General features: G+C 62.4%; 27 protein-coding genes, 1 tRNA gene and 2 pseudogenes. 16 read left to right on the top strand and 14 right to left on the bottom strand.

Going from position 1 to position 23693, the window contains the following annotated elements:
- A pseudogene (locus tag ABIB78_RS03630) lies at nucleotides 1-519 on the top strand (hypothetical protein); the annotation flags it as partial.
- 142 nt (nucleotides 520-661) lie between these two features.
- Here the strand turns inward: ABIB78_RS03630 and ABIB78_RS03625 are convergent.
- Nucleotides 662-850 carry a hypothetical protein gene (locus tag ABIB78_RS03625; RefSeq protein WP_429021469.1) on the bottom strand — a complete coding sequence of 63 codons (189 nt, stop codon included), beginning with the start codon at nucleotides 848-850 and terminating at the stop codon, nucleotides 662-664.
- A gap of 6 nt (nucleotides 851-856) precedes the next feature.
- Nucleotides 857-2278, bottom strand: coding sequence for an LLM class flavin-dependent oxidoreductase (locus ABIB78_RS03620; protein ID WP_429021467.1), 1422 nt, complete (start codon nucleotides 2276-2278; stop codon nucleotides 857-859).
- A gap of 513 nt (nucleotides 2279-2791) precedes the next feature.
- Between ABIB78_RS03620 and ABIB78_RS03615 the strand changes: the two genes are divergently transcribed.
- Entirely contained in the window at nucleotides 2792-4021 is a 1230-nt protein-coding gene (locus ABIB78_RS03615; protein WP_429021465.1) for an acyl-CoA dehydrogenase family protein, read from the top strand.
- Nucleotides 4022-4060: 39 nt separating this feature from the next.
- Here the strand turns inward: ABIB78_RS03615 and ABIB78_RS03610 are convergent, their stop codons facing one another.
- A complete protein-coding gene (locus tag ABIB78_RS03610) occupies nucleotides 4061-4309 on the bottom strand; it encodes a LexA family protein (protein WP_429021463.1) in 249 nt (82 codons plus the stop codon).
- A 52-nt stretch (nucleotides 4310-4361) separates the two neighbouring features.
- On the opposite strand from ABIB78_RS03610, the gene ABIB78_RS03605 reads away from it, so the two are divergent.
- Together ABIB78_RS03605 and ABIB78_RS03600 are read left to right on the top strand one after the other, a co-directional pair.
- A complete protein-coding gene (locus tag ABIB78_RS03605; protein WP_429021461.1) occupies nucleotides 4362-5477 on the top strand; it encodes an IS630 family transposase in 1116 nt (371 codons plus the stop codon).
- Nucleotides 5478-5589: 112 nt separating this feature from the next.
- Nucleotides 5590-6960, top strand: a complete 1371-nt coding sequence (locus ABIB78_RS03600) for a styrene monooxygenase/indole monooxygenase family protein (protein ID WP_429021460.1) — start codon at nucleotides 5590-5592, stop codon at nucleotides 6958-6960.
- Nucleotides 6961-7147: 187 nt separating this feature from the next.
- Here the strand turns inward: ABIB78_RS03600 and ABIB78_RS03595 are convergent, their stop codons facing one another.
- The gene (locus ABIB78_RS03595; protein ID WP_429021458.1) at nucleotides 7148-7588 is read right to left on the bottom strand and encodes an acyl-CoA dehydrogenase family protein; all 441 of its coding nucleotides are present in this window, start codon (nucleotides 7586-7588) and stop codon (nucleotides 7148-7150) included.
- A 24-nt stretch (nucleotides 7589-7612) separates the two neighbouring features.
- Here ABIB78_RS03595 and ABIB78_RS03590 point away from each other — a divergent pair, with 24 nt between their 5' ends.
- The 3 genes and pseudogenes from ABIB78_RS03590 to ABIB78_RS03580 form a co-directional block, all read left to right on the top strand.
- Nucleotides 7613-8404 (top strand): hypothetical protein, encoded by a 792-nt coding sequence (locus tag ABIB78_RS03590; protein ID WP_429021456.1) that lies wholly within the window; start codon nucleotides 7613-7615, stop codon nucleotides 8402-8404.
- 388 nt (nucleotides 8405-8792) lie between these two features.
- The gene (locus ABIB78_RS03585) at nucleotides 8793-9569 is read left to right on the top strand and encodes a DUF4239 domain-containing protein (RefSeq protein WP_429021454.1); all 777 of its coding nucleotides are present in this window, start codon (nucleotides 8793-8795) and stop codon (nucleotides 9567-9569) included.
- Nucleotides 9570-10145: 576 nt separating this feature from the next.
- Nucleotides 10146-10286 (top strand): annotated as a pseudogene (locus tag ABIB78_RS03580) (ABC transporter ATP-binding protein); the annotation flags it as partial.
- Here ABIB78_RS03580 and ABIB78_RS03575 read toward each other — a convergent pair.
- The 3 genes from ABIB78_RS03575 to ABIB78_RS03565 form a co-directional block, all read right to left on the bottom strand.
- On the bottom strand, nucleotides 10271-11314 hold the full coding sequence (locus ABIB78_RS03575) for a hypothetical protein (RefSeq protein ID WP_429021452.1): 1044 nt from the start codon (nucleotides 11312-11314) through the stop codon (nucleotides 10271-10273). The pseudogene ABIB78_RS03580 and the gene ABIB78_RS03575 overlap by 16 nt on opposite strands.
- Nucleotides 11315-11430: 116 nt before the next feature.
- Nucleotides 11431-11976, bottom strand: a complete 546-nt coding sequence (locus ABIB78_RS03570; protein ID WP_429021450.1) for a hypothetical protein — start codon at nucleotides 11974-11976, stop codon at nucleotides 11431-11433.
- Nucleotides 11977-12018: 42 nt separating this feature from the next.
- Complete coding sequence (locus tag ABIB78_RS03565) at nucleotides 12019-12306, bottom strand: hypothetical protein (RefSeq protein ID WP_429021447.1); 288 nt, start codon at nucleotides 12304-12306, stop codon at nucleotides 12019-12021.
- 463 nt (nucleotides 12307-12769) lie between these two features.
- On the opposite strand from ABIB78_RS03565, the gene ABIB78_RS03560 reads away from it, so the two are divergent.
- A complete protein-coding gene (locus ABIB78_RS03560; RefSeq protein WP_429021445.1) occupies nucleotides 12770-14017 on the top strand; it encodes a tyrosine-type recombinase/integrase in 1248 nt (415 codons plus the stop codon).
- A gap of 8 nt (nucleotides 14018-14025) precedes the next feature.
- Here ABIB78_RS03560 and ABIB78_RS03555 read toward each other — a convergent pair.
- Nucleotides 14026-14102, bottom strand: a tRNA-Pro gene (locus tag ABIB78_RS03555).
- A gap of 70 nt (nucleotides 14103-14172) precedes the next feature.
- On the opposite strand from ABIB78_RS03555, the gene ABIB78_RS03550 reads away from it, so the two are divergent.
- The 4 genes from ABIB78_RS03550 (at nucleotide 14173) to ABIB78_RS03535 (ending at nucleotide 17753) form a co-directional block, all read left to right on the top strand.
- Nucleotides 14173-15168 (top strand): L-threonylcarbamoyladenylate synthase, encoded by a 996-nt coding sequence (locus ABIB78_RS03550; RefSeq protein WP_429021442.1) that lies wholly within the window; start codon nucleotides 14173-14175, stop codon nucleotides 15166-15168.
- Between the two features lie 104 nt (nucleotides 15169-15272).
- Nucleotides 15273-16700, top strand: a complete 1428-nt coding sequence (locus ABIB78_RS03545) for an FAD-binding oxidoreductase (RefSeq protein WP_429021439.1) — start codon at nucleotides 15273-15275, stop codon at nucleotides 16698-16700.
- 14 nt (nucleotides 16701-16714) lie between these two features.
- Complete coding sequence (locus tag ABIB78_RS03540) at nucleotides 16715-17152, top strand: GNAT family acetyltransferase (RefSeq protein WP_429021437.1); 438 nt, start codon at nucleotides 16715-16717, stop codon at nucleotides 17150-17152.
- Nucleotides 17153-17171: 19 nt separating this feature from the next.
- Complete coding sequence (locus ABIB78_RS03535) at nucleotides 17172-17753, top strand: GDP-mannose pyrophosphatase (protein WP_429021434.1); 582 nt, start codon at nucleotides 17172-17174, stop codon at nucleotides 17751-17753.
- Nucleotides 17754-17877: 124 nt separating this feature from the next.
- Here the strand turns inward: ABIB78_RS03535 and ABIB78_RS03530 are convergent, their stop codons facing one another.
- Nucleotides 17878-18318 (bottom strand): hypothetical protein, encoded by a 441-nt coding sequence (locus ABIB78_RS03530; RefSeq protein WP_429021431.1) that lies wholly within the window; start codon nucleotides 18316-18318, stop codon nucleotides 17878-17880.
- A gap of 261 nt (nucleotides 18319-18579) precedes the next feature.
- Between ABIB78_RS03530 and ABIB78_RS03525 the strand changes: the two genes are divergently transcribed.
- Nucleotides 18580-18834 carry a hypothetical protein gene (locus ABIB78_RS03525; protein ID WP_429021428.1) on the top strand — a complete coding sequence of 85 codons (255 nt, stop codon included), beginning with the start codon at nucleotides 18580-18582 and terminating at the stop codon, nucleotides 18832-18834.
- 84 nt (nucleotides 18835-18918) lie between these two features.
- Here ABIB78_RS03525 and ABIB78_RS03520 read toward each other — a convergent pair whose 3' ends face one another.
- A complete protein-coding gene (locus ABIB78_RS03520) occupies nucleotides 18919-19392 on the bottom strand; it encodes a hypothetical protein (RefSeq protein WP_429021425.1) in 474 nt (157 codons plus the stop codon).
- Nucleotides 19393-19516: 124 nt separating this feature from the next.
- Between ABIB78_RS03520 and ABIB78_RS03515 the strand changes: the two genes are divergently transcribed.
- Both ABIB78_RS03515 and ABIB78_RS03510 read left to right on the top strand, forming a co-directional pair.
- Nucleotides 19517-20284, top strand: a complete 768-nt coding sequence (locus ABIB78_RS03515; protein WP_429021422.1) for an SDR family NAD(P)-dependent oxidoreductase — start codon at nucleotides 19517-19519, stop codon at nucleotides 20282-20284.
- A gap of 169 nt (nucleotides 20285-20453) precedes the next feature.
- Nucleotides 20454-20714 (top strand): helix-turn-helix domain-containing protein, encoded by a 261-nt coding sequence (locus ABIB78_RS03510; protein WP_429021420.1) that lies wholly within the window; start codon nucleotides 20454-20456, stop codon nucleotides 20712-20714.
- Nucleotides 20715-20776: 62 nt separating this feature from the next.
- On the opposite strand, the gene ABIB78_RS03505 is transcribed toward ABIB78_RS03510, so the two are convergent.
- Nucleotides 20777-21766: a hypothetical protein gene (locus ABIB78_RS03505; protein ID WP_429021417.1), complete on the bottom strand. Its 990-nt coding sequence runs from the start codon at nucleotides 21764-21766 to the stop codon at nucleotides 20777-20779.
- A 126-nt stretch (nucleotides 21767-21892) separates the two neighbouring features.
- Here ABIB78_RS03505 and ABIB78_RS03500 point away from each other — a divergent pair, with 126 nt between their 5' ends.
- Nucleotides 21893-22423 carry a collagen-like protein gene (locus tag ABIB78_RS03500; RefSeq protein ID WP_429021414.1) on the top strand — a complete coding sequence of 177 codons (531 nt, stop codon included), beginning with the start codon at nucleotides 21893-21895 and terminating at the stop codon, nucleotides 22421-22423.
- 114 nt (nucleotides 22424-22537) lie between these two features.
- Here the strand turns inward: ABIB78_RS03500 and ABIB78_RS03495 are convergent, their stop codons facing one another.
- The 3 genes from ABIB78_RS03495 to ABIB78_RS03485 form a co-directional block, all read right to left on the bottom strand.
- Nucleotides 22538-22951 carry a hypothetical protein gene (locus ABIB78_RS03495; RefSeq protein WP_429021412.1) on the bottom strand — a complete coding sequence of 138 codons (414 nt, stop codon included), beginning with the start codon at nucleotides 22949-22951 and terminating at the stop codon, nucleotides 22538-22540.
- A 59-nt stretch (nucleotides 22952-23010) separates the two neighbouring features.
- Complete coding sequence (locus ABIB78_RS03490) at nucleotides 23011-23238, bottom strand: hypothetical protein (protein ID WP_429021409.1); 228 nt, start codon at nucleotides 23236-23238, stop codon at nucleotides 23011-23013.
- Nucleotides 23239-23324: 86 nt separating this feature from the next.
- Nucleotides 23325-23591: a DUF2277 domain-containing protein gene (locus ABIB78_RS03485; protein WP_429021407.1), complete on the bottom strand. Its 267-nt coding sequence runs from the start codon at nucleotides 23589-23591 to the stop codon at nucleotides 23325-23327.
- Nucleotides 23592-23693: the final 102 nt, after the last annotated feature.

Genomic DNA, 23693 nt, shown 5'->3' with positions numbered 1-23693 from the left:
GATCCGTTCGTTCATCCCACAACTAAGCCCAAGCGAATGCGCCAACTATTTCGCTCACGCAGGCTATGTTTCAAAATGACCGGAATCCGCTTTAGGGCCGACATTCCCGTACCGGACCGGGGCTATTGGGCAAAGCTCCGCGCAGACAAGAAGGTCGTCCGCCAAAAACTGCCGCCACGGTCACCGGGAATGGCGGCAGACGTAACGATCGGAACCGGTCCCCGCTCATATCCATGGCCTCTCAATCCTGAAGCCGAACTTGCCGCGCCGCCGCCGGCTGAACCCACGTTCCCTGAAGCTATCGAAGCTGTCGTCGTCAGAGTCGACCAATCACTCGGGAAGGTCCGCTTTGTGCGCGATCTCGGATCGGCCCACAAGTTGATTCGCCTCGACGAAGATGCGTTGCGTCGTCTGAAACCCAGCGATGCTCCGTACAGACTCCGTTACAGCGAACCCTTCTTCGATAGCCCTTTCGAATGGAGACGGCTGCGGATTCTGAAAACCTGTTCCTTGTTTTGACCAGGGCCGGCCACCAGCCTTGGCTTGGCGAACAGGCCCGCAATGTCGGTGTGACAGTGCGCAGCCAGAAGATCTCGTTCACGCTTGACCACCCCAGGGCAAGGACGCAGTCCAACGGACGAATGCAGACACCGCATGAAGCTCACGAAATCCTGCGCCTGGAAATCTCAGCCACCGGCGATTCCTGGACAGACGACCACAGCGGCCGCATCGAGGATCGATTTAGAGAAATCGTCTCGCCTCGCTCCACATCGAAGCTGAGCGCATTCAGCGCCTTGATCCCCTTGAACGACAGCGAGACGTCACGCAACTGCAGAATGGGCTCTGCCATCGCGCATCACGCTTCGACGGTCTGGCGCGGAGCCGCGACTGTCGCCTCGCCCGCGCGGCGCTTCACCGCTTGGATGTCGCGATACGCTGCAGCCGGATGGCTCGACGGCAGATACGGCCCTTCTCCGAACAGCTTCTCCCGCAGGGTCCCGGGACGATAGCTGGTCGGATAGACACCGCGCTTCTGCAGCTCCGGAACCAGCAGTTTGACCACGTCCTCGAAGGTCTCCGGCGTCACCGCATAAGCGAGGTTGAAGCCGTCAACGTCAGTCTCCTCCACCCACTCCTGCAGGATATCGGCCACCGTCGACGCCGAACCGACAAACACCGGACCAAGTCCGCCGATGCCGCCCCAGGCCGCCAGCTCCTCGATGGTCCAGGCCTTGCTGCCACCCGCGAGATGATCGACGACGGAAACGATCGCATTTGTCTCGACCTTTTTGACCAGATCGGTCGGCGCGTACTGTCCGAAATCGATGCCGCTCCAGCCGGACATGAACACCAGCGCGCCGTCATAGGAGGCGTATTGCCGATACTCCCTGAACTTCGCCTCCGCCTTCGCGTCGGTTTCATCGACGATCACCGTGACCAGATTGTAGGTCAGGATCTTGCGCGGATCGCGGCCGGCTTCAGCCGCGAGCCGTCGCACCTCCGCGACGTAGGATTTCAGAACCTGCTTGATCGGCGCGGCAACGAACACGCATTCAGCGTGTTGGGCCGCAAAGGCTTTGCCGGCCCCAGACGCACCGGCCTGGTAGAGGACCGGCGTTCGTTGCGGCGACGGCTCGCAGAGATGATAGCCCGGCACCTCAAAGTATTTTCCCTTGTGCTCGATCTCGTGGACCTTCGAAGGATCGGTGAATATCCGCTTCCCGGCATCACGCAGGACGGCCCCCTCCTCCCAGCTGCCCTCCAGCAATTTGTAGAGAACCTCGGCATATTCGGTCGCCACCTCGTACCGATTATCGTGGCGGCGCAACCCGCCCTGGCCGATGTTCTTGGCCCCGCTCTCCAGATAAGAGGTCACGATGTTCCAGCCGAGGCGTCCCTTGCTGTGGTGATCCGCAGTCGAGAGCCTGCGCGCGAAAGTATAGGGATGCTCGAACGACGTCGATGCGGTGATGCCGATTCCGAGATGCTCGGTCGCGAGCGCGATTGGCGCCACCAGCTGCAACGGATCGTTGACTGGGATTTGTGCCGCCTGCTCAAGCGCGTGGGATAGCGAGTTCTTGTAGACGTCATAATACCCGATGACATCGGCAATAAAGATGCCGTCGAAGACTCCGCGCTCCAGCGTTCGCCCGAGATCCTGCCAATAGTCGAGGTCCTTGTACTTGTAGGAACGGTCGCGCGGGTGCGCCCAGACGCCGGGAGACTGATGGCCGACACAATTCATGTCGAAGGCATTGAACCGAATCTGTCGCGCCATTCACACGTCTCCGTCGCGTCGCCCTTGTTCATCCACGCAGCCATCTCGCCACAACACGCAATCGATCGTCCATCGCGTTTATCGGCCGTTTTCGAGATGCATCTTTCGTCGCATCTCGTTGCGGGATGAAAAACCAGCTCTTGGCACAATCTCATTCGCTGCCACAAGCTCTGGTCACGCAGCACACTCGATGCGATCCAAGGCAACAATTAGCTTCGATCCGATCGCGTCCCGACACGATTCGCCGCATATATCGCACCTCGGAGAATGGTCCTTTCGAGTTGGACGCGATTGCGAGCATCGCGATCTTCTGCAAGCGGCGTTGACCTCATTTCTCGAAACATCGACCGGCAGGATCGCGCAGCAGATTTTTCTTCGTGCGATGTTCCGCTGCAAACGATCGTGTTCTATCCAAGCAAAAATACAGTCTGGCTCTCGTAGGAGAGCGGACTATTCTTCGAGACAACAAACTCTGTCCATCCAAGGACTCAAAGAACGAGCGGACGCAGTGCGATGACCATTCACCCAGGCAGACCGAGCATCAGCGATGACGAACTTCACAAGCGCTTCGCTCCGATCTTCGAGACGATCGCGGCGGGTGCGGTGGCGCGCGAACGAGGCCGCACGCTGCCGATCGAGGAAATTAGACTGTTGAAGGAGGCCAGCTTCGGAGCGCTGCGTGTGCCGATCGAGTTCGGAGGGCTCGGCGCCACGCTCCGCCAGACGTTCGACCTCCTTATCGAGCTTGCGGCCGCAGATTCCAACCTGCCACAGGCGTTACGGGCACACTTCAACCTGGTCGAGGACTTGCAGCTGAACAAGGATGAGGCAGTCAAGGCGCGGTGGCTCGGAGCCATCGCGAACGGCGCGCTCGTCGGCGTCGCCGTTACCGAGCCGGGCCTTGGTGCGGTCGATCGCTACCGGACCGCCGTCACATCGGAAGGAGCCGCGCTGCGGCTCGACGGGCTGAAGTATTACACGACTGGCACACTTTACGCCGATCACCTGCTTGTCGCGGCCGACCGGGACGGCAAACGAATTACCGTCCTTGTGGACACCAGCCAGCCTGGCGTCAATGTTGTGGACGACTGGGACGGCTTCGGCCAGCGGCTCACGGCAAGCGGCACGGCGAAGTTCAACAATGTCACGGTCACCCAGGACCGGATCATCGGTCCCGGCTATGGAACGGAAGGCCGGGTGTTTGGAACGGCCCACGTTCAGCTGATCCTGCTCGCCACGCTCGCGGGGATTGCGAAACGTGCCGCGGCGGATACGACCGACTGGATCAAGGAGCGAACCCGCACGTTCACCCATGCTGTCGCTGACCTGCCACGCAACGATCCGCTGGTACAGCAGGTCATCGGTCAGCTCTTCAGCGCGGCCTTTGGCGCACGGGCAACGGTCCTTGCCGCGGTCGATGAGCTCGCGCGGACGCTTGACGGTGGCCACCAGACCCCTCAGCGGCTCGATGCCTCCGAACTTGCGGCGGCGCAGGCGCAGGTGACCGTCATCAAGCTCGTGCTCGACGCCGTGACCACGCTTTTCGAAGTAGGCGGCGCCTCTCTCAGCTCGGAGAAGCTCGCCATCGATCGGCACTGGCGTAACGCACGTACCATCGCTTCCCACAACCCAGCGATCTTCAGGCTCCGCGCAATCGGTGCGTACGAGTTGAATGGTCAGACACTTCCGTATGCCTGGAGTGCTGGCGTTCGTCGGACAGGACAACAGGGCAACGGCAACTAGTGGCTCTGCACAGTGATTATGACGGGTTGCGTCTGGTGGTCAGATTAGCTCCGGGAGGAGTTTGGGATCAACGAGGACCTCGATGCTGCGCGGGGTTCTTGGCTGCCTCCTGATGAGGCCGGCTCGTTCCAGCGTCAGCACCATCTGGTGGACCGAAGGCGGGCTGACGCGGAAATATTCCTGCATGTCGGTTTCGGCCGGGGGTCTGCGGTGCAGCCGCGTGTAGAGGTGGATAAAGGCCAGGTACTGCCCCTGCGTGGGCGTGAAGGGTTTTGCCGAAGGACTCACGCCGGCCATCCGATTCAGTTGTTGGTGCGTGCCTCTAACACGGAGGCACGCCATGAATGTACGCTACCGGGTCGACCTCAGCCAAATTGAGCGCACGGAACTCAGGGCGCTGCTCAGCGGCGGCAAGCATGCGTCGCGCAAGCTCAAGCGCGCGCAGATCTTGCTGGCCGCCGGTGCCGGCGACGAGGAGATCGCGCGGAGCGTCGGCGTGGGCGGCTCGACCGTGTACCGAACCAAGCGCCGCTTCGTGGAAGGCAATCTGGAGCGGGCGCTGAGTGACGAGCCGCGTCCCGGGGCGGAGCGCAAACTCACGGGCAAGGAAGAAGCCCTGCTGGTGGCGACGGCCTGCTCCAGTCCGCCAAAGGGCCGCGCCCGCTGGACGCTCGAGCTGCTGGCAGGTGCGATGGTCAAGCTCACCGAACACAAGAGCCTGTCGCACGAGACGGTTCGGCGGCGCCTGGCGGAAAATGGCCTCAAGCCTTGGCGCAGGGACATGTGGTGCATACCGCAGGTCGACGGCGAATACGTCGCCCGCATGGAGGATGTGCTCGACCTCTACGCCGGGGCGCCCGATCCCAAGCGGCCGGTGGTGTACTTCGACGAAAGCCCGGTGCAGCTCATCGGCGAGGCGCGTCAACCCATCCCGGCCGAGCCGGGCCGGCTCGAACGCTACGACTACGAGTATCGTCGCAATGGCACGGTCAATCTCTTCGTCCTCCTCGACGTGCATCGGCCCTGGCGCAAGGTCAAAGTCACCGAACGGCGAGCGGCGGAAGACTATGCCCGATGCATGCACGACCTCGTCGACATCCATTATCCCGACGCCGAGATCATCCGGGTCGTCCAGGACAATCTATCGACCCATTCCGCCGGTGCCCTGTATCAGACATTCCCGCCCACCGAAGCCAGGCGGATCTTGCGACGGCTCGAGTTCCACTACACCCCCAAGCACGCAAGCTGGCTCAACATGGTCGAGATCGAGATCGGCGTCCTGCGAGGCCAGTGCCTGGATCGCAGGATCGACGACCCCAAGCGCCTGCGCCGCGAAATCAAAGCCTGGGAACGCAAGCAAAATGCCGCCCGCTCCCGCATCAAATGGATGTTCACAACAGACAAGGCCCGCGCCAAAATGGGCCGCGCCTATCCCGCGACTTCCAAAGAGTCATAATCACTGTGCAGAGCCACTAGCACCCCACTTTCTAGCGAGCTTCACGCGTCGAGGCGAGGCGCGTCCAGATCCCGCCTCCGGCGCCGAGTCATTCTTCCTTCAGGAGAGCCACGTGTCCAACACCAAACGCAAAGTCGCGATCATCGGAGCAGGTCTTGCCGGGACAACCGCCGGGCTTGGCCTTGTCAATGCGGGATTTGACGTTATCATCTACAGCGATCGAGACCGGGCGTCGCCGCGCAACGATGTGCCTCCGACGGGGACTGCTGTCTATTTCGGCAAATCCCTCGAATACGAGGCCGAGGTCGTCGAGGATCTTTATGACATCGGTACCAGCACCGGGATGAGTGTTCGGATCTTCTCCGGCACCGGCGAAACCCGAACTCCCGTTATCGAATTCGACAGTGCCTTCAACTATCGGGCGCAGGCGGTCGATACCCGGCTCCGTGCCGACGATCGCCTCAGTCGTTTCCTGGCGCGAGGCGGCAAATTCGCCGTGCGCGCGGTCACCCCGGAAGATCTGGACACGATTGCGGCGGACGCCGATCTCACCCTCGTGGCGACAGGAAAGGGCGGCTTGTCGGCCCTATTCCCGGTTGACCCGGATCGCACTGTCTACGCCGAACCGCAGCGGCACCTGCTGCTCGCGACATTCAAGGAGCTGGATCGTGCAGATCATCAGTTCGCCTATCGCAGCTCGCACGGCGCCAGGCACAACTGGTTCAACATCCATGCCGATTTCGGCGAGACCTTCTTCGGACCTTATCTGCACAAGGATCTCGGCGCCACGCGGGCGTTCATTGGGTTCGCCAAGCCTGGCAGCCCGTGGATCGACATCTTCAACACCGTGACCGATACTCAGAGCGCGCGTGACGCCGTGGTGAAACTGTTCGCGACCTATTTTCTGGAAGATGTGGAGCTGATCGATCAGCTGGAGCCTCTGCACGAGGATCCGCACTCCTGGCTCCTCGGCGCAGTCCCGCCGACTGTTCGACGCGCCGTAGCCCGCACCAAAAGCGGACACGCTGTTGCTGCAATCGGAGATGCCGCAGTCTCCTTTGATCCGCTTGGCGGCCAGGGCGCGCAAAATGCGACCGTCCAATCCGTGCTTCTGATCCGAGCGCTCAGGGAGCACAAGGACAAGATCACCTACGAATGGCTGCAGGATCAATTCAACACGCATTGGGACCATCGCGCCGAGGCAGCGACGGAAGTTACCCGGCTGTTTTTGCGTGATGAAAAATACAAGACGCATGCTGAGCTGCTATTCCCCGCCGCTGCCGTCAACGCAAAGATCGGAAGCGCGTTCTTCGATTTCCTCTCTGAGCCACAGCCCTTGCTCGGTATCCAGAGCCGAGAGCAGATAGACAACTTCATCGCGAATTTAGCAGGAGAAGCGGCCGAAACCGTCCTGGCGAGGTTCAAGGCACCGAGCCAACTTGCGCGGGCGAAAGCGCTCGAGCGCGTGATCGTGTTGTCTTAAGCCACCAGGTTTCGTTCTCGGCTTGGAGCGAAGCCACATGGTGATGATGTCGGTGGGCGGAAGTAGCAGAGGAGCCACTCGCGCACCAGGGTGATGGGCCGAGCGATTCAGGAAACGAACGGGCGTCCAGTGCGTCTGCCCCATTCAGAGACTCGGGTCTCCGAGGCTCTGGGGTCGCGGATTCAAACTACTCTCCCCCTTCGTCGAACAGCTCGAGCGGCAGGCCGACCAGCGATTTGCCAATCCAGTCCCGAGCAATCACATTCGACGGCCCCATTGCGATGGCTGCGCGCGCGTCGCGGAAGGAACGCTCGATCGGCCCGCGATGATAGCCATAGCCTCCCGTCACGGTCAGTGCCGCTGCTGCGACCTTGTTTGCGACCTCGGCGGCATGAACCTTGAACTCGGTCAGTGGGATCAGGATCTCGCTCTGCGGCTTGCCAGCCTGCCAGAGCTCGTCGAGCTTTGCTGCCAGCTCGAGGCGCCACGGCCGTAACGTTTCGACCAGGACCTTGGCCGCGCCGAGCTCCTGCCGGATCGCCTGATAGTCGGATAGACTCTTGTTTCGATCCTTGTGCACGAAACTCGTGGTGTGCTTGACCGCCGCGTTCAAGGCGCCGCGGGCCACCCCTTCCCAGACAGCGGCGCCGGAATGAGCAGCCAGATGAAACCCTCTTGGCCTTGGGAATGGATCGGCGAAGAAGCAGCCGTTCCTGCCCTGGAGCACGACGGCAAGCTCGCCGGTGAACCGGTCTACCGTGTTCGCGGCACCGAAGACCTCGAACTCGCCTATGAGATCGTCCAGCCTGACGGCTCTGCGGATAGCTTTCCCGTCGCGCTGCGACGCGCGATCGGCCTCGTCCGCTTGAGCGGCGATGATCGCAATGATCGCGATCTCAGGTTAGTCCAGGGGTCTGCGCTCGACCGCCTACTCTCCGACAAAGGCCTACGCTCCCGCATGGCGAGCGAGCTGGCGAAAAACGACGTCAAGAACGAGCTGACCACCGAAGCACAGACTGCGCTCAAGAATCTCGATACCGCGTTCCAAAGAGAAAGCCTACCTGCCGGCCTCGATCTCGCGATCACTGGCGGGCAAGGTCCGTCGATCGCGTCAATGATCGGCCTCACCGCAGATCGCTCCGGCATCCAATTGCCCCTTGCGAGCTGGGGAGCCGGAACCCGCCGATTGTCGGCGCTCGCCATCGACGAGGGCAAACATCCCACGCGCTGGGCCAAGCTTCACACGAAACTCGGCCAATTGCTCTTCCGTTGGCCGGCGCTCTGCATCGAAGAAAACATCATTGCCGTCGTCTCCGACGACAAGCTGGAAGGGTTGATCACCGCCCCTATCGGCAAAAAAACCGGCATTCACTTACGCACTCTGGCCGATATTTCGGTTTTAGCGATGTTCGATCTCGCCAACCCGGGTGCCTTTCGTCTGTAAGGCGAGCAGGAGCTTTGGGTTATGGCCGCAAAGGACATCCCGCCCGCCCCCTCTCGACATCGGCATGCCCAAGCCCCCAAGCCGCAAGCCGAGGTGCTCATCGGCGGACATGCGGCGGCGCCTGGACATAAGACTTCACGTAGGCTAGCGGCATCATGCAGACCAAGTGCCCGAGCGACGTGATCTGGCGTGCCCAAAGTTGGCCATGCAAAAGCCATGGAAAAAATTTTGAGAGAATAATGATCCTTAAGCGAACAAACCCAATCCCTGAACCATTCTGTCGCGGCCCCTTGGTTGTGCTTTCACTAGCAATATATTGTTGGGCGGCTCAATGCTCATATGTTTCTAATCGGATTCGCCGCCTTGCAAGAGAGGATCGCCTAACCCAATGATCAAAGGTTGGTTGGACCTTCCAGCATTTGAATTGTTCGCAGTCCTCATCGCCCTTTTCGCAGCGACTGGCGCTGTCATTGTGATCGCGAGTTTCAGCCCTGCAACGGTTGTGCTGGTGCGCCGCGTAGAAGGCGTGGTCGCTCCGTTTTTCGGCACGGTCGGAGTGTTGTTTGCGTTCCTGACCGGATTTTTGGCCAATGATATAACCGATCGCAACCGTCAGGCGGCCCGCGCGGTGCAGTCGGAGGCGGCGGAACTGCGCAACATTTATGCTGTTAGTAACGCGTCCGTATCGGACATGGGCAGCCTCCGCTCGGCGCTGGCGAAATACGTCGCCGCCCTCGTGGATGACGAGTGGCCGGCGATGGCGCAGGACCAGGAGGCCCATTCGGTTGAGTTCGTCTATGACGCTTTGCTGCGAGAAGTCAGCGATCCTCGGATGGGTCAAGCAGTGGGTGCTGCGGTGCAGACGGCCGTGCTAAATGCCGCAGTCGGAGCGGGCAGCGCGCGCTCCGAGCGGCTCGCGTTAGCCTCGGACCGCACGATCGATGCCAAATGGATTCTCGTCGTGATCCTTGGCGTGGTGACACAGATATCGATCGGGTTGGTGCACCTGAAGAAGGCCGGTGCGCAAATCACGGCGCTAAGCGTGTTCTCAATCGCCGTCGTGATGGCGCTGGGACTCATTGGTCTGCAAGAGCGTCCTTTTTCCGGTGATATCCGAGTAGAACCGGGACCTCTGGCTGAGGTCGCCAAAATCGCAGCAGAATGAGGATGCATCAGCTTCTTGCGGTTAATGCAAACCATTCCCGCGTTGACGCAGCTGGTAGATCTGTCGCGCCCGCTCGCAGCACCTGCGCTTGAGCGGGGACGAGATCGATATGCTGGAAGCCGTGCAGGGAATCGTCCTCGACGAGCATCCCCCCAAGATGTCCGTGAGGGGGTATGCGCGGCTCTATGGGGTCAAGCGAGAAGCCCATTTGAAGCTAGCCGCGGACACACCCCCGGCACGAGGCAAAGGTACGCCTCGGAGAGTGGGAAGCTGAGGTTGAAACGCGCATTGCCACTCTTCGGGCGCAGCTTAACGGGGTAGGGCAACCGCTCACTCGGCTTAACGCCCTCGCACTTGCGGGCCGCTGGTACATTTGGTTCGTGAAGCAGCACGAGGCTGACCCAGGTGCACCGAAGTACTGGCGCGAGTCAGCGATCACCTCGTGTGGAACGAGATCTACCCCGCGGCACCCGACAGCTATCATGAGAACCCCGAGGCGGATCCAAAATGGGAATGGGCCAAAGAGCCGGATGTGCGTGAAGCGGTAAGGCCGCAAGTCGCCGAGTTGGCACAGGTGGCGACATTCCAGTGCTTGAGGGCCGGCATTGCTTCCGCTCGCTGACAGTGGAAGAGAACCTTATCACCGGTGCTATCGGCCGAGACGCAAAGTCTCGCGTAATTCGCTCTGATCTTGACCAGGTCTATGAGCTGTTGCCGACGTCGCCGCCGCCGAGAATGACATTCACGCCGCGCGATGGCTTGCACTTGAGAGAGGTGATGCCGCGAAAGCGCTCGATGGTGAGAGTGTAGATCGCTGCGGCCGGCAGTTTGGCTGGCGGTGCGGTATCGGTCAGATATGAAAGCTGCACCATCACGAAGAACGCTTGTTCGAAGGGGTCGCTGATCGCGGCAGCGGTGGCCAGGATGTGATCGAAGCTTTCCTCAATGAGCTGCGGCACCTCCAGCGGATGGAAGGCGGAGCGTTCGATGCCGACGGCGATGTAGCGCAGCCTGCCGGCCGCGGTGGGATCGGCAAGGAGGTTGTTGGCGAGGAGCGCGTGGAGATTGAGGAAGGTGTAGCGGTTGAAGCCGATTTCGTCAGCGGCGCCGACCAGGAATTCGATCGCATCCTTGTGGTTCAGGATCATCTGCGCCTCGAGATGCGCGCGGCCAACCGCCTCCTCGCCCAGCTCGATGAGGCGTTTGGTGTCGAGGAGCGAGTACGTGTTGCCTTCCAGACGGCGCGAATTCCAGGCGAGATCGATCAACAGCCTGCCGAGGATCTGTTTGGCGTAGGTGCCCGCAGGCTGTTCCGCGATCTGCGGGCGGCCAACGGCCGCTAGATGCGCGCGGTCCTGCTCGGTCAAGTAGAAGGAAGCGTTCGGTCGATAGCGGTCGAGGAATTTTCGATCGTAGCCGACTGGCTTGCGAGCCTCCGGCGCCTGACGGACATAGTCGCGAATCGATGTCCCCGCTTCAGAGAGCGGAATGACAGGTTCGTTGGCATCTTCCCGCGCTGCCGCGTCAATGGCCGCATCGGGCAGCCGGTATCGTGCCCACCGCCCTTCGCCGTCCATGATGATGCGATTTCGGGTGACGAGGTGTTTGAGGCGATATTGGAGGGTGCGCGGCGGGACGGGAGTCGCCAGGGCGCGCAGAATCTCCGGCGCCGACACGCCGTTGGGGTCGCGCCGCACGGCATCCTCAATAGCGGCCAGTGCTTCTTCTGGGATCTGGTTCGCCAAAGCGGCCTTTCCTGCGCGTAGAATCTAGGCGCAAGAATGGCCGATCTAGGCGCAGGAATTAGGGCTAGGCGCAAGAATGAAGTCTAGGCGCAACGATGGTTGCGCCTAGAGGCGGTTTAGATGCCCTTGGCCTTTTTGCCGAACAGCTTGAGAAAGCTAGCCTTGATCCCGTCCGGTTTCAGGTGTGCCTTTACAAGTGCTGCTTCGCAGCGCTCCCGTAGCGCGTCAGATTTTCCGGGACTGGACACTTCGAGCAAAACCCCTCGCAGAGCGCCCACCAATTTGGTGATGTCATCGAGACGCAGGGCGAAACTGCCGGCCGGCGTCGCCTTCGGGTCGGCGACGGCCTCCGGCAACGCCGAGACCCGCAGCGCCCTGCGCCCGGGATAGGCGTTCTTAAACCAATGCTCGGCCTCCAGGGGCTGGGCATGGTCCTTCTTGTAGAGGGGATTGTCCTGGTCCTTTTCTCTCTTCGCCTCGATAACGAAATCGAAGGTGCTGTCAGTTCGCCAAAGAACATCAGGACCGACACCATGGATCTTCTCGGGCCGCTCCGCTTCGAAGCCAAGGAATGCGCCGAGGTTGGCAAGCGCTGCCTCGTAACGGCCGGCGGAGGCCTCCGGTACTAGTTCGGCGACCGCCTCGTCGAATTCGGCGATCATTGATCGTACTCGAGCATGCGACTGACGATCGCTGCCGACTGCCTACCCGGGAGCGGACGCGGCACGTAGGCAGGCCTGACCTTCGGCGGCGAATGATTGTTGTTGACCGTGTAAGCGCTCGTTTGAAGCTTCCGGCCGCGACCTTCGTCTTCGATTTGATAGGCGATGCGTGTGGCCGACGCTGAGAGCCCAGGCCCGGCGCTCCGCGTCGTCAGCAAGCTCTTTATCGGCGATCAGCTTCTCCAGGGTCTGGATGGCGTTTTCGAACTGTCCGAGTCGTTGCTGGCGAAAGGCACGCCTTTCGATGCCGGCGACCTTGAGCGCCAGCATATCAATCGGCGCCCTGTGAAGACAACGATTGAGAGATCCAATGTTGGGAGTGTCTCCGAAACGCGCAAGTATTTTTGCTACGCTGCGCTTTGATAGCTCAGGTTTCTCTACGAGCGAGCTCGCTAAGATCCGCTGGCATGCAATGCGTGGCAGGCAAGCTGCAACGAGAGCGTCGTTTTCTTTGGTCGTTAGGAGAGGCAACATCGCTGCGACGCGCAACTGCCTGCGCAACGTCGAGGAAGTCCAGCGAGTCTGCTGCCATGGGCGCACCAACAAACCGTCGAAGCGAAATTGCTCCCAACGATCCAATTCGACTGTCTACGGCAGCTTCGTTGGCATTTCCGGATGGGTCGATGACCAGTTCTGGGCTTCGCAAGGAAGCTTTGCGCGGTCGCCTGATCATCGAGCGCATCGCAGGTAAGGATTTTACGACGCTGGCACATATCGAGCGCATGAGGGAGCTATGCCGCGTATCAGCAAAGGCCCGAGACTCTACAAACGCAAGGCCAAGAGAAGAAACGGACGCCTCATCGCCAACGCTGTCTGGACCATCCGCGATGGAGACCGCGAGGTTGCCACAGGAGTCTTTGCGAGCGAGGCTGAGCGAAAGCCGCCGAGGGCCGCCGAAGACGCCCTCGTAACGTATATCACCTCGAAGTACCGCCCTCCGCGTCGCGTCCGCGACATTGAAGACATCGATGTCGCCGATGTACTTGCAATCTATCACGCTCATCGCGAGGCGATTTACATTGAACGAGGCTCTGCTCAGTCCGAAATAACGGAGTTCGCGGACCGGATCGGTCGCCTGAACGATTTTTTCGGTGGCAAGATGCTGGCTGAGGTGAATGCGCAGACTTGCGGGCAGTATGTGAAGGCTCGCGGGCGTCCCGGGGGAGCCCGGCGCGATTTGGAAGATCTGCGTGCAGCAATCAATCATCATGCGCGGGAAGGCCTGCATCGCGGGTTGGTTCGCGTCGCGCTTCCCGCAAAAGGACCTGGTCGTGAGCGGTGGCTGAGCCGCAGCGAAGCCGCTGCACTGCTGTGGGCGTGCTGGCGATACCGCGAAGTCCAGACACGGCATCGCGGACCTCTCAAGAACCAAAAAATTGAGACGGGCAAGCGCCCGCTTCGTCATATCGCGCGCTTTATTTTGATCGGGCTCTATACCGGTACGCGCGCCGGCGCGATCGCCTCAGCGTCGCCGTACCGTGACACGGGTCGATCGTATGTCGATCTTGAAAACGGCATCTTTTATCGACGCGCCCAGGGACGGCGTCCGACCAAAAAACGGCAGCCGCCGGCGCCAATTCCTGACCGATTGCTCGCCCATATGCGTCGCTGGGCTAGGACGGGCGCAATCGTCTCACACTTTGTCGAGTTCAACGGCGCGGCGGTCAAATCCGTCAAGTCGGGGTTCCGAAGCGCCGTTGGAGTCGCCAAGCTGTCCACCGAAGCGGGCAAGGTCACGCCGCACACCTTGAGGCACACGGCCGCGACCTGGCTGATGCAGCGCGGCGCAGATCCATGGAAGTCAGCTGGGTTTCTTGGGATGTCGGTCGAGGTATTGCTCGATACCTATGGCCACCACCACCCGGAATTCTTGCGCGAGGCGGCAGCAGCCATCACGACGAAACAAAACAAGAACATCGTATCTGGGGTTGATCGCGGGGTTGACTTGGCCGCGTATCGTGAAAGAAGACAAAAAGCGTAAGAAAATCTTGGTCGGAGTGGCAGGATTCGAACCTGCGACCCCTGCGTCCCGAACGCAGTGCTCTACCGGGCTGAGCCACACTCCGACTAAGAGGACCGGCTTATAGCGTCGGGTTTCGGGGACTGCAAGGCACCGAATTGAGGAATCTAGTCACAGTGGAAACAGGCCTGAAAACGCACATTATGCCTGCCGGCGCCGCCGCCACGGCCACCGCCGCCGGGGTTTTGGCCGAGGGCGGCCTGGTGGCGTTTCCGACCGAGACGGTTTATGGCCTCGGCGCCGATGCCGGCAATGCCGCCGCGATCGCCAGCCTTTACCAGGCCAAGGGCCGGCCGGCCTTCAATCCGCTGATCGCCCACGTCGCCGATCTTGGCGCCGCCCGCCGGATCGCCCTGTTCGACGGCCAGGCCCTGCGGCTCGCGGAAGCGTTCTGGCCCGGTCCGCTGACCCTGGTGCTGCCGAAGGCGCTCTCCTGCCCGGTCGCGGAACTGGCGACCGCCGGCCTCGATACGGTCGCGATTCGCATCCCGGCCCACAAGGTCGCGCGCGACATCATCAAGGCTTTCGGCGGTGCCGTGGTAGCACCGTCGGCCAATCTTTCGGGCCATGTCTCGCCCACCACCGCCGAGCATGTGAACGGCGATCTCGCCGGCCGCATCGACCTGATCGTCGACGGCGGCCCAGTCGAGGTCGGCGTCGAATCCACCATTGTCGGCTGCTTCTCCGATCCGGTGCTGCTGCGGCCGGGCGGCCTGACGCGCGCCGAGATCGAGCGCGTGCTCGGCCACCCGCTGCAGTCGCCGCCGCAGGACGCCGAGACCGACGGTCAGCCGGTCGCCCCCGGCATGCTCGCCTCGCATTATGCGCCGCGGACCCCGGTCCGGCTCAATGCCAGCGACGTCCACGTCGGCGAAGCCTTGTTGGCATTCGGGACGGCCAAGGTCGCGCGGCGCGAATGTGCCTCCGCGGTGATGAATCTGTCCGAGCGCGGCGATCTCGCCGAGGCTGCCGCCAATCTGTTCGGTTACCTTCGCACGCTCGACAAGAGAAACGCGGATGCTATCGCAGTGATGCCCATTCCCGAGGACGGCTTGGGCGAAGCCATCAACGACCGGCTGCGCCGCGCAGCGGTTGGGCGGGAACAAGCATGACCCGGAAAAGTGGGAGCCGGTATTCCCTCGCGACAAACGCGAAGCGTTTGCGCGGAGGTCATGCTTAAGCAAAGATACCCGACCGAGTGAAAGACCAAGAAAAAATGAACGTCGTCCAATCAGCGGTGCCGCCGCTTCCGCCCGAATTGCTTGAAAAATTCCGCGCCATTGTCGGCGAGAAATATGCGCTGACCGACGCCGCCGACATCAAGCCTTACGTCACCGAGGAGCGCGATCTGTTCCACGGCCGCTCGCCGCTGGTGCTGCGCCCGGGCTCGACCGCCGAAGTCGCCGCAATCTGCAAGCTTGCGACCGAGCACAGGATCGCGCTGGTGCCGCAGGGCGGCAACACGGGCTTGGTCGGCGGCCAGACCCCGCACAATGGCGAGGTCGTGGTCTCGCTGCGGCGCCTCGACAAGATCCGCGACATCGACGTCGAATCCAACACCATGACCTGCGAAGCCGGCGTGGTGCTGCAAATCGCGCAGCAGAGGGCGAGCGACGTCGATCGGCTGTTCCCGCTGTCGCTCGGCGCCGAAGGCAGCTGCACCATCGGCGGCAACCTCTCGACCAATGCCGGCGGCACGGCGGCGCTCGCCTATGGCGTGGCGCGCGAAATGGCGCTCGGGCTCGAAGTCGTGCTGGCCGACGGCCGCGTGCTGAATGCGCTGTCGAAGCTGAAGAAGGACAACACCGGCTACGACCTGCGCAACCTCTTCATCGGCGCCGAGGGCACGCTCGGCATCATCACCGCGGCGACGCTGAAACTGTTTCCGCGGCCGCGGGCGGTCGAGACCGCCTATGTCGGCCTGAAGTCGCCGGCGGCCGCGCTCAAGCTGCTGTCGATCTCGCGCAACGAGGCGGCCGGCGCGCTGACGAGCTTCGAACTGCTCGCCGACATTGCGGTCGATTTCTCGATCCGCCACGGCATCGATATCCGCGATCCGCTTGAGGACAAGCACCCCTGGTACGTGCTGATGGAATTGTCGTCGTCGCGCGACGATGCACGCGACACGCTGGAGGCGATCCTGGCCCAGGGCATGGACGACGGCATCGTCGACGACGCCGTGATATCAGCCAATCTGAGCCAGCGCCAGGCGTTCTGGAAGCTGCGCGACGAGATGTCGGCGGCGCAGAAGCCGGAAGGCGGCTCGATCAAGCACGACATCTCGGTGCCGGTCGCCGCCGTGCCCGCCTTCATCGCTGCGGCCAACGCGGCGGTGGTGAAGTTGATCCCGGGTGCGCGGCCGGTGCCGTTCGGCCATCTCGGCGACGGCAACATCCACTACAATGTCAGCCAGCCGGTCGGCGCCAACACAGCCGACTTCCTGGCGCGCTGGCACGACGTCAACGCCGTCGTGTTCGAGATCGTGCTGCGGATGGGCGGCTCGATCTCGGCCGAGCACGGCATCGGCGTGCTCAAGCGCGGCGAACTGCCCGACGTCAAGGACAAGGTCGCCATCGAGCTGATGCGGCAGGTCAAGGCGGTGCTCGATCCGCTCGGCATCATGAACCCGGGCAAGGTGCTGTGACCGTGCAGGCGACAATGCCCTCCCTCGCCATTGCACCGATCACCGACGCCGACGTCGCCGACGTCGTCGCGCTGTGGCAGGCTTGCGGCCTGACGCGGCCGTGGAACGATGCCTCAGCTGACATCGCGCTGGCGCGGCGCGGACCGAACTCGGTCGTGCTGGTCGGCCGCAACTCAGGTGCGATCGTGGCGACCGCGATGGTCGGTCATGACGGCCATCGCGGCTGGGTCTATTACGTCGCGGTCGATCCCAACAGCCAGGGCAAGGGACTTGGCCGCACCATCATGGCAGCGGCCGAGGACTGGCTGCGTGCCGCCGGCGTGCCGAAGCTGCAATTGCTGGTGCGGCGCGAAAACGCCACGGCCGGCGCATTCTACCAATCGCTCGGCTATGAGGAGTCGACCTCGGTGATGCTGGCCAAATGGCTCGATGGCCGCGAAGCGACGCCGTGAGGGAGTTGAGGATTTACGCATGAGCATCGCCGACCGCGTCCGCGTCAAGGACGTCGAGCTGCTCTCGAAGCGCCGCTACGAGCTGAAGAGCGCGACATTCGACTACCGACGCGCCAATGGCGAATGGCAGACCCAGGTGCGCGAGGTCTACGATCGCGGCAACGGCGCGGCGCTGTTGCCCTACAATCTGAACATCCGCAGCGTCGTGCTGGTGCGGCAGTTCCGCTACCCCGCTTTCGCCAACGGCTATGATGATCTCCTGATCGAGGCCGCCGCCGGCATGCTCGACGACGCCGCGCCGGAAGCACGCATACGCGCCGAGGCTGAGGAAGAGATCGGCTACCGGCTCGCGCACGTGCGCAAGGTGTTCGAAGCCTTCATGACGCCGGGCGCGGTGACCGAGAAGCTGCATTTCTTCATCGCCGAATATGACGCCGCGATGCGCGTCAGCGATGGCGGCGGGCTCGCCGACGAGGGCGAGGACATCGAGGTGCTGGAGCTTGCGATCGACGACGCGCTCGCGATGATCAGCGACGGCCGAATCGTCGACGCCAAGACCATCATGCTGCTGCAATACGCAGCGCTGCATCTGTTCAAGTGAACGCCGCCTCGCCCCGGCCTGGACCGAGGCGGCTCGCGCGATCAGCTGGACAAAAACATCGAAAACAACCCCATGCACAGTAGGATTGGGGCCACTCACTGGTCCCGCTCCACACCATCATGCGCTACCGCATGGTGATCGCAAGGCCGCTCAGATCGGCGTTGGCCATCAGTCCGACCTGGTGGCCGGTCAGCTCGAGCACCGCCCCATTCTGATTGGTGAGCACGATCGCGCGGGCACCGCGGCCGATGGCAAGCCCCGCGCCTGCTGCGCCGTAGACTCCAGCGACGTCGGACGGACGATTGATGTTGCTGACGCGGCCGCGTAGCACGGTCTTGGAGCCGCCGAACACCAGGCCGTAATCGAGACCACCGGTCGAGAGGCGATAGGAGCGGCCGCGGAAGGTCAGGACGCCGCTGCCGCCGGAGCCGCCGATGATCCAGCCGGCCTTGTAGATCGTGAGCGTCACGAAGCCGCTGTCGGCACGAGCCGCTGAAGAGAAGGCAGCTCCCGTGAACGCCAGCAGTGCGACCAGCGCGGCGCGAAGGGTGGATGAAAATTTCATGTGCGGTCTCCCCAGGATTTGCTCACGTCGATTGGCATGTGTCGCGACGCTGGCGCGAATCGCCATGCGCCGACTGTAGCAAGCGCGTAACCAGGCGCAATTTGGCACAGCGCTGGCCGATTTGCTGACGGGTGTTTCCGCGCGACCCGGCGTTGAACCTGTTCCCGGGGCTGCAGCACTCACTGCATGTCCGGGGCGATCAGCCCCTGAGCTCCGGGATTGCCCCGCGGAACATTCATTTTTTCAAACCGGAGATTTCCGATGCGTCGTCTTGCGATTGCCTGTGCCGCCGTTGCCGCCACCGAGTCCGTGCTTGCCGCCGCAAGCCCGGCCAGCGCCACGCCCTATCATTTGATCCTCTGGCAGGACACCGGCTTCTGCCAGATCTGGGACCAGAGCATCCCGACCGCGCCGTGGCCGGCGAACTATGCCGTCGTCAGCGAGGAGCTGCCAACCTTCGATGCCGCGTTCAGCTTCAAGACCAGCCTCCTGAACAACGGCACCTGCTCGTTCTGAGCCATCGCCCATCGATCACGCCCGGGCGAACACGCGGCAACGGCGCGGCGTCCGCCCTTCCGTCGGACCTGGCGCGATCAAGCGTCAGTGATGCTTCATCAATGCGTCGCGCGCCGCGGCGAGTTCAAGGAATGCGGCGCCGTTGCCGCCACCATCGGGATGCACCGTCTTGGCGGCGCGCTTGAACGCTTGATGGACTTCGGTCGCCGCGAGGCGGCGGCCGAACGGCAGGCCAAGCAATTGCCGGTAGCGCTCTTCCTGCGTCAGCACCTTCGGCGTTGAGCCGCGCCGTCCGAACTGTGGCGCGGACAGCATGTGCAGCGCATCGCTGACGATGCCGAGACGGCGCAGCGCCATCGACCTGGTCCGGCGGTCGGCCGATTTCAGCGTCGCCTGGCGCAGGATCGGCAGCACCTGTGCGGCCGCATGCCGCAGTGTCTCGTCGATGTCGGTCGCGGCGATCTCGGCGATCATTCTCGCCATCTCGCGATAGTCGGGATCCGGCGCCGCGCAGAAGCGCTCGATCGCAACTTTCCAGTGTCTGATATGCGGGTCCATGATCGGTCCGTACTGTCATCCGAATCCGGATAACAGCAACGCGCAAACGCGGCTTGGCGTTTCGGTTGGCGCAGTTTTGAATAGTGTTGTCGACAACGCTCACAAATCAGAACGAGGAAACGCCATGGCCCTTCTCGACAATCACATCGCCGTCATCACCGGTGCAGGCTCGGGCATCGGGCGTGCCATCGCTGCAGGCTACGGCCGCGAGGGTGCGGGCGTGGTGCTGCTCGACATGAACGGCGATGCGGCGGCGGAAGCAGCCAAGGAGATCCGTAACGCCGGCGGCAAGGCGGACAGCTTTGCTCTCGATGTGACCAATCGCGACGCCTGCATCGCGATGGCAAAGCAGGTGGCCGACAAGGTTGGAGCGGTCTCGATCCTGGTCAACAATGCCGGCATCGCGCGCCGCAACGGCATGCTCGGCGCCGACGAGGCCGTGATCAAGGATTGGGAAGACATCATCGCGATCAATCTCACCGGTGTCTTCAACGTGACGCATTCCTTCCTCGCACCGCTGCGCAAGGCCAAGGGACGCATCGTCAATATCGGTTCGATCCAGTCCTTCGTGCATCTGCGGACGCCGAGCTCGCCTGCCTATACCGCCTCCAAGCACGGCGTGCTCGGCTTCACCAAGGCGCTGGCCGCCGAGCTCGGCAAGGATGGCGTTCGCGTCAATGCGATCGGTCCCGGCTTCATCGAGACGCCGCTGAACGAGAAGGTGCGCGCCGCCAATCCCGACCTCGTGAAGGTCTTCATGGACCACACCCCGCTCGGCCGTGCCGGCAAACCGGAGGACATCGTCGGTCCCGCGATCTTCCTCGCCTCGGACCTGTCCGCCTATGTCTCGGGATCGATCGTGATGGTCGATGGCGGTTACCGGACACTATGACCGATGGAACCCAAATCGTGGCAATTTCTGGGTATTTTGCTTACAAGGCAGGGAGTTAACGGCACGTTAGGGATCTGTTAACCAAACCGGGACACCGTGGATCTACGGGGTAGTTGGTTCTCGATGTCTTCGCTTCTCCGACGAAGCGGGCTTTGATCGGGAGGAGTTCATGTCTTACGCGTCCACCGTACCGTCGCCGGAAGCACTGCTGCCGTCGCTGGCTCCAAATGAAATCGTTCCGCTGCTGATCGGCGCCACCGTCGACGAAGTTGAGCGGGAACTGGTGCTGCAGACGCTCGCGCGCTGCAACGGCAACCGCACTCGCGCCGCGCGCGTGCTCGGGCTGTCGGTCCGGACATTGCGGAACAAGATCCGCGAATATTCCGCCGACGGCATCGACGTGCCGCATAGCGAGCACGCCGCAGCCTAGCGGTTTCGGATCGACACCTCGATCTCAGATCGACACCTCGATCTCAGATCGACACGTCGATCTCAGATCGGCAGGTCGACCGCGAGGCGTCGCCAGCGCGACAGCAACGCGCGGCCGTCGGCATCGAGGCACCGTGCGAGACGCACCTCGGTCGTCGCGACCTGTTGCAGCGTCTGCGCGACCAGTGCGGTCGCATAGTCCCAATAGTCGCGCCGTCCATTCGGATCGTCCTCGACCAGGGATTTTGCGAGGATCTCGACATAGATCGCAGCGACGGCCTTTTGCCAGAGATCGCCGGCGCTCCCCTCCGCCGAGGGCGCGCCGGTCCGCGCCTGCCAAGCCAGCCAGTAATTTTCCTCCGCGCCTGCCCAAGCGGATGGCAGCAACGACGGATCGAGGCATGGCGAACGACAGTCAAGCGGCTGCATCCTGCGCGCGTCGCGAAAGAAGCGGTAGTCGAGCTTGTCGTACCAGCTCACGCGCAGCAATCTGCGAATCTCGGCCTGTTGATCCGCCGCGAGCCGCCTCGCGCCCGTTCGTTCGAGATCAGCGATGATCGTTTCCAGCCGATCGCGATCGTAGGGTTCGACCTCGAGCACCATGCCGATATTGCGCGGAAACAGCGCGTCGAGCATTTCGATCGTCTCGCGATAGAACTCGCGCGCCAGGCCGCCGCCGCGCCACGCCTTCGCCACGCCGATGTAGTTGCAGTAGATCAGCTCGCTTGCGTGATCGTAGGTGAAGAAGCCGAGCCCGATCGCGCGCTCCGCGGCGCGCAGGATGAAGCAGCGCGAGTCGAGACGATATGACAGCTTCTGAGCACCGACGCTGAACTGTCGCTGTTCGCCGATGTCATCTGATAGTAGCCAGCGCACGATGTCGTCAGAATTGTCGCGCTCGCTCGGAGGAAACAGCTCTTCATAGAGCTCGAGCACACTGGTGCTGCGAAAGGCCTCCTCGTCCACCACATCGTCTCGCGTCACGACGATGTCGAGCGGTTGCTGTACTTCGCCTGCGGCCTCGCCATACCTGCCGTTCAAAACCCGCAACACGCCCTCCGTCGTCATATGCGCATAGAATTATGACTGTTGATCGCTTGCACCCGACCCGACAGGCAGAATTGAAGCCGTCCTCCAACCTCTGTTACAAGCGGCTTGAAATCGCGACGGAGTATATCAGTGGCTGACGAGACAACTTCCCGCCAGGGGTCACGAGGGGCGCAGGGGCCGCAGGGCCGTCAGGGCGAACCGGGACGGCCCGGTCCGCAGGGACATCCCGGGCGGCCGGGGCCGGAAGGTGCGCGCGGCAAGCCGGGGCCACAGGGCAAGGCTGGGGTGGTCGGAAAAGCTGGCCCCCAGGGCAAGCCGGGGGCGCAAGGCAAGCCGGGCGTACAGGGTCCGCGCGGCGAGGCTGGTCCACAGGGGCCGCAGGGTCCGGCCGGCCCACGCGGTGAAGCAGGCCCGCCCGGCCAATTGCCGTCGATCGAGCAGGTGATGCCGTGGCTGCACATGGTCTTCGACGCCTGGGAAGACTACAGGCGCACCAAGGAGCGTGAAGCCGCGGAGCTCGCCGAGCGCGATGCCGCCGAGCGCGCGGCAGCGGAGGCGATCGCCCTTGACGTCGACGACGCGGTCGATTTCGCTGATGACGACGACGAAGACGGCGATCACAAGAAAAAGAAGAAGCATCGCAAGAAGGACAAGAAGTAACCCTTCTTGTCCCTCGAGCTTTTCGGTTCTGATTGAATCAGAACCGAAGCTCAAGCTCCTTCTCTTGACGCGTTTTCTTCACGCGAACCGGCGTCCACTTCGCTCGAAAACGCTCTAGCTTCGTGGACACTCCTTGTAACCGAACCGGTCGATGATCATCGCGCCAGGGATCGCGTGGAATTCCAGTGTATCCATGTAGTGGTGCGCGAGGACGTAGTCGCGAAGCGCGGGCTTGTACGCGTCCAGCATCCGCTGGGTTGATGTCGCATTGATGTTGCGCTGGCGGTCATGGCCGGCATGAAACAACAGCGTCGCGCTGCGCTCGACGCAGATATTGCGCAGCCCGAGGAACAACGTGCAGTTCGACTGGCAATGGCCCTTGATGCGGAATTGCTCGCCGGAAGCGTTGGCGCGGTCGATCTCCGGCTGGAATTTCCCGATCCAGCCGCCCATGCCGTAACCTTCGGACGTGCCAGCAAGAGCGGCTGACGACGTCAGCGCGACGGCGAGCGCAATGATGATGCGCATGGTGTCCCCTCAGCTCGCCATAAACAACGCCTGTTACCTCGGTTTTGCAAGCGCGGCACTCATCGCTCGGCGCCGTGGTTAGCCGGGGGATCCGAGGGCCGAACGAGGTGCATGAGTTGAAAGACCCAGCGCATCGCGTAGTACCAGGCAACACCTGCGAACGCCCCGCAGGCCGACAGAATGATGACATTGGCGAGGTCGATCGTACCGCTCGACCACAGCATGCCGCAGGTCCAGAGAACGGCGAACGCAATCGAACAGAATGTCAGCAGGACGGCAGGCTTCATGGCGTTGCTCCGGGGCCGGGGTGAACGGCGATGGTGCCTGGGGGCATGACGCCGTACCGTGACCTGCATCACGGAATACCCCGGCCTCAGCCGAACCGCAGGCGCGAACGCTCCCTCGCCTTCTCCGCCTCCACCTCGCGATCGCGCGCCGGCGCCCCGGTTTGCAGCGAGATCAGGAGCTTGCGCGCGGCGTCCGAGACCTCGGTCACGGCAAGGTTGAAGGCGGCCTCATTGGACTGCGACGGCTTGTTGAAGCCGGACAATTTGCGCACGAACTGCAGTGCCGACGCGTGGATCTCGTCCTCGGTAGCGGGCGGCTCGAAGTTGAACAGTGTCTTGATATTGCGGCACATGTCGGTCTCCCTCGCCCGCAGCAACGGGGCGGCTGTCTCAAAGACGATCGGCTGCTGCAAAATACGACATCGTGGTCTATTCTGGCAGCCTCATCGTTCAAG

The organism is Bradyrhizobium sp. I1.14.4, from assembly GCF_050435825.1.
In the GTDB taxonomy this organism is placed as follows: domain Bacteria; phylum Pseudomonadota; class Alphaproteobacteria; order Rhizobiales; family Xanthobacteraceae; genus Bradyrhizobium.
The sequence above is the reverse complement of the archived record's forward strand: the minus strand, read 5'-3'. Positions and strand labels throughout refer to the sequence as shown.